The 11,461-nt window shown below is 71.2% G+C and carries 13 protein-coding genes and 1 pseudogene; 10 read left to right on the top strand and 4 right to left on the bottom strand.

The window, feature by feature from the left end; translation table 11 throughout:
* Both AB7U92_RS12260 and AB7U92_RS12255 read left to right on the top strand, forming a co-directional pair.
* A pseudogene (locus tag AB7U92_RS12260) lies at positions 1 to 339 on the top strand (YbdK family carboxylate-amine ligase); the annotation flags it as partial.
* On the top strand, positions 336 to 1,115 hold the full coding sequence (locus AB7U92_RS12255) for a gamma-glutamyl-gamma-aminobutyrate hydrolase family protein (RefSeq protein ID WP_428576898.1): 780 nt from the start codon (positions 336 to 338) through the stop codon (positions 1,113 to 1,115). The pseudogene AB7U92_RS12260 and the gene AB7U92_RS12255, both read left to right, overlap by 4 nt.
* Positions 1,116 to 1,129: 14 nt before the next feature.
* Here AB7U92_RS12255 and AB7U92_RS12250 read toward each other — a convergent pair whose 3' ends face one another.
* Together AB7U92_RS12250 and apaG are read right to left on the bottom strand one after the other, a co-directional pair.
* Positions 1,130 to 3,127 carry a site-specific recombinase gene (locus AB7U92_RS12250; RefSeq protein WP_428576896.1) on the bottom strand — a complete coding sequence of 666 codons (1,998 nt, stop codon included), beginning with the start codon at positions 3,125 to 3,127 and terminating at the stop codon, positions 1,130 to 1,132.
* Positions 3,124 to 3,498, bottom strand: coding sequence for a Co2+/Mg2+ efflux protein ApaG (gene apaG / locus AB7U92_RS12245; protein WP_428576893.1), 375 nt, complete (start codon positions 3,496 to 3,498; stop codon positions 3,124 to 3,126). The genes AB7U92_RS12250 and apaG overlap by 4 nt, the downstream gene beginning before the upstream one ends.
* Positions 3,499 to 3,554: 56 nt before the next feature.
* Between apaG and rpe the strand changes: the two genes are divergently transcribed.
* The 6 genes from rpe (at position 3,555) to AB7U92_RS12215 (ending at position 7,610) form a co-directional block, all read left to right on the top strand.
* Entirely contained in the window at positions 3,555 to 4,235 is a 681-nt protein-coding gene (gene rpe, locus AB7U92_RS12240) for a ribulose-phosphate 3-epimerase (protein ID WP_428576890.1), read from the top strand.
* Positions 4,236 to 4,242: 7 nt separating this feature from the next.
* Positions 4,243 to 4,680, top strand: a complete 438-nt coding sequence (locus AB7U92_RS12235; protein WP_428576888.1) for a response regulator — start codon at positions 4,243 to 4,245, stop codon at positions 4,678 to 4,680.
* 109 nt (positions 4,681 to 4,789) lie between these two features.
* On the top strand, positions 4,790 to 5,260 hold the full coding sequence (locus AB7U92_RS12230) for a Spy/CpxP family protein refolding chaperone (RefSeq protein ID WP_428576885.1): 471 nt from the start codon (positions 4,790 to 4,792) through the stop codon (positions 5,258 to 5,260).
* A complete protein-coding gene (locus AB7U92_RS12225; protein ID WP_428576882.1) occupies positions 5,244 to 5,612 on the top strand; it encodes a methyltransferase in 369 nt (122 codons plus the stop codon). The genes AB7U92_RS12230 and AB7U92_RS12225 overlap by 17 nt, the downstream gene beginning before the upstream one ends.
* A 10-nt stretch (positions 5,613 to 5,622) precedes the next feature.
* Positions 5,623 to 6,309: a response regulator transcription factor gene (locus tag AB7U92_RS12220; RefSeq protein WP_428576879.1), complete on the top strand. Its 687-nt coding sequence runs from the start codon at positions 5,623 to 5,625 to the stop codon at positions 6,307 to 6,309.
* On the top strand, positions 6,306 to 7,610 hold the full coding sequence (locus tag AB7U92_RS12215) for a HAMP domain-containing sensor histidine kinase (RefSeq protein ID WP_428576876.1): 1,305 nt from the start codon (positions 6,306 to 6,308) through the stop codon (positions 7,608 to 7,610). The genes AB7U92_RS12220 and AB7U92_RS12215 overlap by 4 nt, the downstream gene beginning before the upstream one ends.
* A 10-nt stretch (positions 7,611 to 7,620) precedes the next feature.
* On the opposite strand, the gene AB7U92_RS12210 is transcribed toward AB7U92_RS12215, so the two are convergent.
* A complete protein-coding gene (locus AB7U92_RS12210) occupies positions 7,621 to 9,105 on the bottom strand; it encodes a methyl-accepting chemotaxis protein (RefSeq protein WP_428576873.1) in 1,485 nt (494 codons plus the stop codon).
* Between the two features lie 154 nt (positions 9,106 to 9,259).
* Positions 9,260 to 9,754, bottom strand: a complete 495-nt coding sequence (napF, locus tag AB7U92_RS12205; RefSeq protein WP_428576870.1) for a ferredoxin-type protein NapF — start codon at positions 9,752 to 9,754, stop codon at positions 9,260 to 9,262.
* Positions 9,755 to 9,855: 101 nt separating this feature from the next.
* On the opposite strand from napF, the gene AB7U92_RS12200 reads away from it, so the two are divergent.
* Complete coding sequence (locus tag AB7U92_RS12200; protein ID WP_428576867.1) at positions 9,856 to 10,182, top strand: chaperone NapD; 327 nt, start codon at positions 9,856 to 9,858, stop codon at positions 10,180 to 10,182.
* A gap of 109 nt (positions 10,183 to 10,291) precedes the next feature.
* A partial coding sequence (locus AB7U92_RS12195) for a molybdopterin-dependent oxidoreductase (RefSeq protein WP_428576864.1) occupies positions 10,292 to 11,461 on the top strand: 1,170 nt, incomplete at its 3' end.

Genomic DNA, 11,461 nt, shown 5'->3' with positions numbered 1-11,461 from the left:
TGGCTTCGGGTGGAACGCCCCTACGAGCCGGCCGAAGACGACTACCTGCCCTATACCTTCAACCGATTCCAGGCCTGCCGTTTCGGGCTGGAGGGGGTGTTCATCGATCCGAAGACCGGCGAGCAGCGAACCTTGCGCGAAGACATCGAGGCCAGCTTCGCGGCGCTGGAGATCCACGCCATGGAACTGGAGGCGGAGGACGCCATCCGGCTGCTGCGCACCGAGCTGGCGGGTGATGGCAACGATGCGTCCTGGATCCGCGCCGCCTGGGAGCGGGAGCACCTGCTGCCGGAAGTGGTGCGCCAGCAGTGCCTGCGCTGGGCGGGCCGACCGCTGTGAACCCTGCGCCGCTGCGCATCGGCCTGTCGGCGCGCCTGTTGCACCAGCCGCCGCCCGAACTCGGGTTCCGCAACAAGACGCTGCAATATCTCGAGCAGTCGATCGCCCACTGGGTGATGTCGCACGGCGCGCTGGCGCTGATGCTGCCCACGCTCGGCTATGACGCGGAGGTGTCGCGGCGCAAGGTGTCGGTGCACCACTACGTGGAGCTGCTGGACGGGCTGGTGCTGCAGGGCGGCGCCGATGTCAGCCCGAACAGCTATGGGCAGCAGCCGCTGCGCCCGGAGTGGCAGGGCGACCCGGTGCGCGACCGCTACGAGATGGAGCTGCTCGAGGGCTTCCTCGCCAAGGGCAAGCCGGTGCTGGGCATCTGTCGCGGCGCGCAGTTGCTCAACGTCGCCTTCGGCGGCACCCTGATCCAGGACATCCCGACGCAGCGTGCGGATTCACGTGACCACGTCGACCCGCTGTTGTACGACAAGCTCCACCACGAGGTGCGCTTCGAGCAGGATGCGCGCCTGGCCGAGGTCTACGAGGGCCGGCCAGGCGGCCTGGTGACGAGCATCCATCACCAGGCCGTCGATCGCCTCGGGGCGGATCTCGTCGTCGAGGCGCGCTCCACCGAGGACGGCGTGATCGAGGCGATCCGCGCACGCGGATCGGGATTCGTGGCCGGCGTGCAGTGGCACCCCGAGTTCCATGCCGGCGTGCCCGGGCTGCTAAGCGGCACGCCCTTGATGGAGGCCTTTCTCGATGCCGCGCGAGCCGCGCGGTAGGCGACCGCCGGGTTTCAGCGTGGCGGGAAGAGGAAGCTCATCGGCCGCCGCCACAACCGGCCTCGCAGGGCCCGATAGATGCGGCTGCGGTCGGCCAGGCGGATGCCGCGCGAACGCAGCGCCACCTTGAAGGCGAGCACGAAGCTCACCGTCAGGTTGAGCACGCCGGTCACCGCAATACCGGCCATGCACCACCAGAACGCGCTCTCGCGCAGCACGTCCCAACCCAGCGCGCCGAGCGCCGCGGCGAGCTGGCCGGTGGACAGCGTCACGTGGCGCACCTCCAGCGGCAGCGCGAAGAAGCTCGCCACCGCCGGCACCAGGCCGAGCATCAGGCCGAGCGACACGTTCGCGGTGAGGCCGGAGATGTTGGCGCGCCACCAGGCGCCCCAGCGCCTGGCGCGCGCTGCGCCGAGCAGCGCGATCGAGCGCGGGTTCCAGGCGATGGCGCTGTCCAGGCGATGCCACACGAACCAGTTCTCCGCCCAGCCGGCGATGATCGAGCTGGCGAACAGCAGCACGCCGGTGAAGGCAGCGTACAGCGCCGTGGGGCCGAGCAGCGTCAGCGAGTGCAGCACGTACTGCGCGGTCTGCTCGCCCACCAGCGGCCGGCCGAACGCCGCCTGCGCCGCGAGCTGGACCGCGAGCACCACCGGCCCGGCGACCATCAGGTTGCCGAAGATGCCGGCGGCCTGCGAGCGGATCAGGTTGGCCACCTCGTCGACGAAGGACTCGACGTGCGTGTCGTCGGAAACATCGCCCAGCTTGTCGGCCATGGCCGGCGCGGTCATCGCCGGCTGCTTGGTCGCCACCGTCCAGTGCATCAGGTGGATGACGACGAAGCTGATCGCGTAGTTCAGGCCGGCGGCCAGGCCGGCCCAGAAGGCGGCCAGGCCCATCGCGCCGACGAGGAACTTGACGAAGGTGGTGACCACGATCACCGCCCCGCCGCCGGCCGCGGCGCGCAGCATCTGGCCGTACTCGGCGCGGTTGCGGGTGATGTAGTGCTCGCCGGTGGCGGCGCTGCGCTCGGCCACCTTGCGCGCCAGCAGCGAGTAGTGGCGGGCGAACAGGCTGCCGATGCCGCGCCGCGCCTGCGCCTGCTCGGCGAGCTCGGCCACCAGGCGCAGCAGTTCGCGCGCCGGCTGCGGCGACAGCAGCGTGTTCAGCAGCGCCTCGATGCGGTCGCAGCGGGCATGCAGCTGGTCGGCCTCGAAGACGACGTCGACCGAGACGCCGAACTCCTCGAGATGGGTGCTGACGCTGGCCGCGGCGCGGCGGCAGGCATCGAGCAGGGCGCGCAGGTAGTGCGCCTCGTGCAGCAGCGCCGCGGTGTCGCCCGAGCGCGCACGTTCGCCGAGCCGCTCGGCCGCGCTGGCGAGCTGGCGGAACGGATCGTCCGCCAGCAGCTCGGCGCTCATGCGCTGGCGCAGCGCGCCGGAGTGGCCGGAAGCGCGCACCGCCGCGGCGAGGTAGGCGATGCCGTCGATCAGTGGCTCGCGCGCGTCCTGCCCGTGTGCGAACACCGGGCCCAGCGCCACCGCCAGCCGGGCGAGGGTCTCGTCGTCGATCGCGGCCAGCCACTGCGCGTCGCGCCCGCTGGGGAAGAACAGGGCGAACAGCTCGCCGAGGTCCTGTGTCTCCGGCGTGATCGGCAGCAGCCGTGCGCGCAGCCGCTGGCCGAGCTCGCCGAAGAAGTTCATGCGCGGGCTGAAGCCGAAGTCGGCGAACAGCGCCACCGTGTCGACCTCGCGCCAGAAGCGCGCCAGAAGCGCGCCCACGGCCAGCCGGTACGGTTCGTGACGCTGCAGCACGTTGAGCAGATGCTTCAGGCGCAGCACCGGCAGCGGCGTGGTGCGCTCGGCCGCGCGCTCCACCGGCGCGCGGCGCAGCCACTCCATCAGCCGCACCAGCCACAGCTGCCGCTCGGCCAGCGAGGCGCGCGGGTCGGCCGCGTTGAGCAGGGCGGTCAGGTCCCAGCCGGGTCCGGCGCGCGAGGGCGAGGCGCTCAATGCAGCGACGACGCGGTGGTCAGCCCGAACTCGGGCACCGGTGAGTCGAAGGGGTGCGCGTCTTCCGTCATGCAGAAGAAGGTGCCGCGCATCGTGCCATGGGGCGCCTGGATGCGTGTCCAGCTGGTGTACTCGAAGCTCTCGCCGGGCTTGAGCACCGGCTGGTGGCCGACCACCGCCAGGCCGCGGACCTCCTCGGTGCGGCCCTCGGCGTCGGTGATGATCCAGTGGCGTGCGATCAGCTGCGCCGTCACGTCGCCGGTGTTGCGGATCGTGATGGTGTAGGCGAAGGCGTGCTGGCCGCTGGCCGGGTCGGACTGCTCGGGCAGCGGCCGCACCACGACGGTGTTGGTGAACTCGGGTCGTGACATGCGGCGCATTCTAGGAGCGCACCTAGAATTCCCTTGATCCCCAGGGCCCATCCGTCATGACCACCTATCGCATCGCTCCCAGCATCCTCTCGGCCGACTTCGCCCGCCTCGGCGAGGAGGTGCGCGACGTGCTCGCCGCCGGCGCCGACTGGATCCACTTCGACGTGATGGACAACCATTACGTGCCCAACCTGACCTTCGGCCCGATGGTCTGCGAGGCGCTGCGCAAGCACGCCGTGACGCCGGCCGGCCATCGCGCGCCGATCGACGTGCACCTGATGGTGCAGCCGGTCGACGCGCTGGCCACCGCGTTCGCGAAGGCCGGCGCCGACCTGGTCAGCTTCCACCCCGAGGCCAGCGCGCACGTCGACCGCACGCTGCAGCTGATCAAGGCCGAGGGCTGCCAGGCTGGCCTGGTGTTCAACCCGGCCACGCCGCTGGACGTGCTCGAGTGGGTGATCGACAAGGTCGACCTGGTGCTGATCATGAGCGTCAACCCGGGCTTCGGCGGGCAGAGCTTCATCCCGGCGGCGCTGAAGAAGGTTGAGCGCGCGAGGAAGATCATCGATGCCAGCGGCCGTGACATCCGCCTCGAGGTCGATGGCGGCATCAAGGTCGACAACATCCGCGCGGTGGCCGACGCCGGCGCCGATACCTTCGTGGCCGGCAGCGCCATCTTCGGCCAGCGCGACTACAAGGCGGTGATCGACGCGATGCGCGCCCGGCTGGCACGCTGAGGCGGCCATGAGCCTCGAGCCGCCCACCTCACTGCCGGACGGCCCGTCCGGCAGCGTGCTGTGCATCGAGGACGATCCGATCTGCCGGCAACTGGTCGAGGGCTTGCTGGTCGGGAACCCGCGCGTGCGCCTCCTGCAGGCTGGCTCCGGCCGTGACGGGGTGGCCATGGCGCAGCGCGAGCGGCCCGATGTGGTGCTGCTGGACATGAACCTGCCGGACATCGGTGGTCTGGAGGTCGTGCGTGCGCTCAGCGAGCCGATCTCCGAGAACCGGCTGCACGTGATCCTGCTGACCGCCGACTCCTTCTCGATCGACGTCGTCAAGGCGATGAGCCTCGGGGCGAAGGACTACTGGCCCAAGCCGATCGAGGCCGCGCGGCTGCTCGCCGGCATCGACCGCGCCCTGGCCGAAGTGGCCGCGCGGCGCGCTCGCGGCGGCGCGTGACAAGAAACGTTACGCGGCGATACCCCGGCGAAAGGACGCGGCGCGCAATGCACCGCAGCATCGGCTTCATCACAACCCGGGCCCGGTGGCCCAGCGAAGGAGCCTGATGATGAAGACCTGGATCAAGCGAACCCTGATCGGCCTGTTCGGCGCCAGCGTGCTGTTCGGCAGCCTGGCGGCCTGCTCGCACGGCCCGCGCCATGGCCATGGCTGGCAGGCGATGAGCGAGGAAGACGCGGCGAAGATGAAGTCGCGCATGGTCGAGAAGGTGGCTGCCCGCCTCGATCTCGACGAGGCGCAGAAGGCCAAGCTCGGCAGCCTCGCCGACGCGCTTCGCGAACAGCGCAATGCGCTCGTGGCCGGCGGCAACCCGCGCGAGCAGATGCAGGCGCTGGTGGCCGGCAGCACCTTCGACCGCGCCGGCGCGAAGGCGCTGGTCGATGCCAAGACCCGCGCGATCGACAGCGGCAGCCCGACGCTGATCGCCGCCTTCGGCGACTTCTACGACAGCCTGCGCCCCGAGCAGCAGGCGAAGGTGCGCGAGTTCATGAACCGGGGGCGCCGTGGCTGGCGCGGCTGAACTGCTCGTGCCGGCGGCCGGCGCGGCGCTCGTGCTGGCCGGCCTCGGCTGGTCGGCCTGGGCGGCGTGGTGCCTCGTGCGCGCGCCCGTCGCGCTGACTCCGGCCGGCGGCCTGCGCGTGCTGGTCGACCACGGCCCGTTCGCCGTCGGTCGCCACCCGATCTACCTCGGCGCGTTGCTGGCCCTGCTCGGCGCGGCGCTGGCGGCGGCGTCGATCGCCGCCTTGCTGGCCGTGGCGGTTCTGTTCGCCGCGCTGCACGGACACGTCGTGCCGCGCGAGGAGGCGCAGCTGCGCCGCCAGTACGGCGGTTGGTACAGTGACTACGCGGCCGAAACGCCGCGCTGGTTCTGACCGACTCCCCATGCCCCGACTGCTGCTGATCGACGACGACGAAGCCCTGGGGGCGCCGCTGGCCACCTACTTCGCGCGCTCGGGCTTCGAGCTGACGCATGCCACGCGGCCGAGCCAGGGCCTCGCGCTGCTGCGCCAAGGCGGCTTCGACGCGGCCATCCTCGACGTCATGCTGCCGGAGATGGATGGCTTCGAGCTCTGCCGCACCATCCGCAAGGACAGCACCGTGCCGATCGTCATGCTCACCGCGCGCGGCGACGTCATGGACCGCGTGGTCGGCCTCGAGCTCGGCGCCGACGACTACCTGCCCAAGCCCTTCGAGCCGCGCGAGCTGCTGGCGCGCATCCAGACCGTGCTGCGCCGCGTGGCGCCGGCGCCGGCCGGCGCGCCCACCGGCCGCGTCTGGCGTTTCGAGGGCCTGGTGATCGACCTCGATCGCCGCAGCGTGCAGCGCAGCGGCGAAGCGGTCGAACTGACCGGCACCGAGTTCGAGCTGCTGACGCTGCTGGCCGGCTCGCCGAACACGGTGTTCCACCGCGACGACATCCTCGAGCGACTGCGCGGCCACGCGGCGGAGGACATCCACACCCGCGCGGTCGACATCCTGGTCAGCCGCCTGCGCCGCAAGCTCGAGCCGCTGCAGTGCATCAAGACCCTGCGCAACGCCGGCTACACCTTCGCCGGGGCGCGAGAGTGAAGCCCCACGCCGGAGCGCGGCGGCGATGGCGCGAGGCGCACCGGCGCTGGCGCCATTCGCTGAGGTGGCGCCTCGTCACGCTGTTCCTGCTGCTCGCGCTGGCCACCACCGCGGTATTCATGTTCGGCACGCAGCGCGCGCTGCAGTCGGGCTGGCAGGGCTGGGTCAAACCCATCGTCGACGACTATGCGGACCGGCTGGTCGCCGAGATCGGCTCACCGCCCGATCCGGCGCGCGCCGCCGCGATCGTGGCGCGGCTGCCGGTCACGATCCGCATCGACGGGCCGCAGGTGCACTACGACTCGCACCCGCGCGACGCGGCGCTGCGCGAACGCCGCTTCGACCCGTCGCACTGGGGCCTGCAGCGCAGCAGCGCCGATGGCCACCAGATCAGTTTCGGGCTGGCCGGTCCGTCGCCCGAGGCACGCCCGCGGCGCCTCGGCTGGTTCACGCTGGCCGGCCTGCTGCTGCTGACCGCGCTGGCCTATGCGTACGTGCGCCACCTGCTCAAGCCGCTGGAGGCGATCGGCGAAGGTGTGGCGCGCTTCGGCCGGGGCGACTTCGCGCAGCCCATCGTGCCGCGCCACGACGACGAACTGGCCGACCTGGCCGGGCGCATCAACCGCATGGCCGGCAGCCTGCAAGGCATGCTCGACGCCAAGCGCGCACTGCTGCTGGCAATCAGCCACGAGCTGCGCAGCCCGCTGACGCGCGCGCGGGTCAACGCCGAGCTGGTGCCCGAAGGCGAGCACCGCGACGCGCTGCTGCGCGATCTCGGCGAGATGCGCGACCTGATCACCGACCTGCTGGAGAGCGAGCGGCTGGCCGCCGGCCACGCGGCGCTGCAGACCGAGGCCGTGGAGCTGGCGGCGCTGGTGCACGAGGTGGCCGCCGGCAACGGCTTCGCGGCGCGGTCGCTGCAGCTTGCGCTCGACGACGGCATCGACACGGTGCAGGCCGACCCGACGCGATTGCGCCTGCTGCTGCGCAACCTGATCGACAACGCCCTGCGCCACAGCGCCGGCGCCGCGCAGCCGCCGACGGTCTTCCTGCGGCGCGCAGAAGGCGGCCTGCTCGAACTCGGCGTGCGCGACCACGGCCCCGGTGTGAGCGAAGAGCAGCTCCAGCACCTGGCCGAGCCCTTCTACCGCGCCGACAGCGCGCGCACGCGCAGCGCCGGCGGCGTCGGCCTGGGGCTGACGCTGTGCCGGCTGGTGGCTCGGGCGCACGGCGGCGAGCTCGTGATCGAGCGCGCCGATCCGGGTCTGCGCGTGGCCATGCGCTGGCCCGCGCAGGCCTGACCCGTCGCCGTCAGCGCCGCTTGTAGACGCCGCAGCCGAGCACCAGGTCGGGCTCGACCGGCTCGACGTACGAGGTCTTGGGGTTGACCTCGCCGGTGGCCGGGTTGGCGAAGTCGTAGTCGACCCAGCCGCCGCCGCGCGTGGCGCAGGCGAAGGCGTCGGCCACCAGCTTGTCGCCGATGACGCCGCGCACCTCGCGCACCGAGGTGCCCACCTTGGCCGCATTGCCGCCGAAGGCGCGGTAGACGCCCTGGCGGTCGAAGGCGAACACGTACATGTCGCGGTCGGTCCAGGCGGTGGCGTCGGCGGTGATCTGCTGCAGCGCCGCCGCGCCGCGCTCGCGGTACAGCGCCACGGCGCGGCGCACCAGCGCGTTGGCCTCGTCGGCGCTGCCCTGGCGCAGCCGGAACGCATGCACCGCGCGCGCCAGCCGATCGGCGCGCTCGCCGAGCTCGGTGGTGCCGTGGCGGGCCTGCTCGACCATCTGCGCGTTGTGCTGGGTGATGCGGTCGAGATCGAACACCGCCTGGGAGATCTGCGCGAGGCCGCTGCTCTGCTGCGAGCTGCTGGCGGCGATGTCGCGCAGGCGGTCGGCGACCTCGCGGATCCCGGCGTGGATCTGGCCAAAGGTGCTGCTGGCGCGCTCGATCTGCTGTGCGCCGGCCGATACGCCGCGCACCGACTCGGCAATCAGGTCCTTGATCTCGCGCGCCGAAGCGGCGCTGCGCTGCGCCAGCGTGCGCACCTCGCCGGCCACCACCGCGAAGCCGCGGCCCTGCTCGCCGGCGCGCGCGGCTTCCACCGCGGCGTTGAGCGCGAGGATGTTGGTCTGGAAGGCGATGCCCTCGATCACGCCGACGATCTCGCGCACGCGGCGCGAGCCGGCCTGGATCTCCTCCATCGAACGCACGGCGCCCTGCACCGCCTCGCCGCCGGTCTCGGCGACGTCGCGCACACGCGCGGCCAGTGCGTCGGCCTGCCCTGCGCCCTGCGCGCTGCGTTCGACGGCCGCGGTCAGCTCCTGCACGCTGGCCGCGGTCTGCTCGAGGTTGGCGGCCTGCGCCTCGGTGCGTTCCGAGAGCGCGCGGCTGTCGCCGGCCAGCTGGTTGCCGGCCTGGGCCACCACCGACGAGTTGCTGCGGATGTCGGCCACCACCTCCGACATGCGGCCGGCCAGCGCCTCGAGCGCGTGGCCGATGGCCGCGAGCTCGTCGCGACCGTTCACGTCGACGCGCGCGGCGAAGTCGCCCTCGGCCATGCGCGCAACGGCCGAGTGCAGCGCGTGCAGCGTGCCGTCGACGGCATGGAAGAGCGCCAGGGCGAAGTAGCCGACCCCGGCCAGCGAGGCCAGCCCCAGCGCGAGCATCGCGCGGCGGTCGAGCCCGAGCTGCGCGCCGGCGGTCAGCGACAGTACGGCCAGCAGGGCCACCGAGCCGAACAGAGCCATGCGGCCCGACCAGCTCAATCGCTGCATGAGCGCCGTGCCGGCGCGCATCAACCATCGGTACGGGTGAACTGATGTCACTTGAGTCATCTCCTCGCGAGTGGAATCGCCCGCTCCTGGCGGCGCGGTGCTCGCTTTTCGACCTCAAGCTCTGGAACTGTAGGGGGTATTTCTCGCCGGGCGAGAAAGTGACTTCAGGTGACGATCAGCGCAAGGAGATTGATGCCACCGGGCAGACGCTGACGCAGTCGCCGCAGCCCGTGCACGCGTCGACGTTCACGCTCAACGACGCGATGCCGCCGAGTGCCGGCACGAAGCGCAGCGCCCGGGTCTCGCAGGCGTCGCCGCACACGCGGCACTCGACGCCGCGGCGGTTCAGGCAGGTGTCGGCCACGTCTACCCGCCACGTGAAGGGCACGGGCATCGCCTGGCGGTCGATCGCAGCCGTGGCGCAGGCCTGCGCGCATTCGCCGCACAGGCTGCAGCCGGCGGCATCGAAGCGGATCTGCGGATAGCCGCCGTCGCCGGCGTGCAGCACGCGGCGCGGGCAGCCGCGCACGCAGTCGCCGCAGCGGGTGCAGTGAGCGGTGAACTGTGCATCGGGCCGCAGCGACCAGGGCGGTCGCGGTGGCGGCGTCACTTCCTTCGCGCTCGCGTCAGCGAGCTTGCCGCGCAGGAAGGACCTGCGTCGCGGATCCATCGTGAACTGGAACTCCTTGGGGTATGCCCTTTGACGGTGGTCAAGTGCGGCCCACTGTGGTGCACGCACAGTGCGACCACTTTTTCAAACCGGAGCCGTCGGTGAGCATTCTCGGGGCAGTCGTTCGGGTTCGTCCGCAGCATCGCGTCGACGTGGTCTCGCGCGCCAGCGCGCTGCCCGGCGTCGACGTGGCGCTCGATCCGGGCGACGGTCGCCTGGTGGTGGTGCTGGAGGACGCCGAGGTCGACGGCACCGTGCACAGTGCCGCTGCCACGCTCGCCGCCATCGCGATGTGGCCCGAGGTGCTCAACACCTCGCTGGTCTACGAGTACTCCGGCCCCGATGCGCCGCCGGCCGGCTCCGGCGCCGTGGAGGACTACCGCGCCTGGCGCGGCAGCCTGAAAGACTGGGCAGGCCAGTCGACTTGAGGCGTCCTTGAACCCCTTCAAGGAAATGACCCTGGCGCTCGCGCAGGATTGACCCGACCGAGACAGACACCCCCGCCAAGGCGCCCGTGCGCCGCATGGAGAACCGAAGATGCAAGCCAACCGCCGTGACTTCCTCAAGACCCAGGCCCTGACCGCCAGTGCCGCCGCGGCCGGCATCCCGATCACCGCCATCGGCGCCGCCGCGCAGCCGGCCGCACCGGCCGACGGCGCGGTGCGCTGGGACAAGGCGCCGTGTCGCTTCTGCGGCACCGGCTGCGCGGTGATGGTCGGCGTGCAGGATGGCCGCGTGGTGGCCACGCAGGGCGACCCGGATGCGCCGGTCAACCGCGGCCTGAACTGCATCAAGGGCTACTTCCTGTCCAAGATCATGTACGGCAAGGACCGTCTGACGACGCCGCTGATGCGCCAGAAGAACGGCCAGTACGACAAGAACGGCGAGTTCGTGCCGGTGAGCTGGGACGAGGCCTTCGACCTGATGGCCGCGAAGTGGAAGGAGGCGCTCAAGAGCGACGGTCCGGCCGGCGTGGGCATGTTCGGCTCCGGCCAGTGGACCATCTTCGAGGGCTACGCCGCCGCCAAGCTCTGGAAGGCGGGCTTCCGCTCCAACAACCTCGACCCCAACGCGCGCCACTGCATGGCCAGCGCGGTGGCCGGCTTCATGCGCACCTTCGGCATCGACGAGCCGATGGGCTGCTACGACGACATCGAGCAGGCCGATGCCTTCGTGCTCTGGGGCAGCAACATGGCCGAGATGCACCCGGTGCTGTGGAGCCGCATCACCGACCGGCGCCTGTCGAACCCGAACACCAAGGTCGCCGTGCTCTCGACCTTCGAGCACCGCAGCTTCGACCTGGCCGATCTGCCGATCGTCTTCACGCCGCAGACCGATCTGGCGATCCTCAACTACATCGCGCACTACCTGATCAGCAACAAGAAGGTCGACGTCGAGTTCGTCAAGAAGCACGTCAACTTCAAGAAGGGCGCCGACGACATCGGCTACGGGCTGCGCCCGGCGCATGCGCTGGAGAAGGACGCCAAGAGCAACGGCTACGCCGGCGCCGACGGCAAGCCCAAGGGCAACCCGAACGACTCGACGCCGAGCAGCTTCGAGGAGTTCGCCAGGTTCGTCAGCGAGTACACCGCCGAGAAGGTGAGCAAGCTCTCCGGCGTGCCGGTCAAGCAGCTGGAAGACCTGGCCAAGCTGTATGCCGACCCGAAGGTCAAGGTGATGTCGCTGTGGACCATGGGCTTCAACCAG

It is taken from the genome of Piscinibacter sp., from assembly GCF_050175855.1.
Classification (GTDB): domain Bacteria; phylum Pseudomonadota; class Gammaproteobacteria; order Burkholderiales; family Burkholderiaceae_C; genus Piscinibacter.
This window is presented reverse-complemented; position numbering and strand designations above follow the sequence as displayed.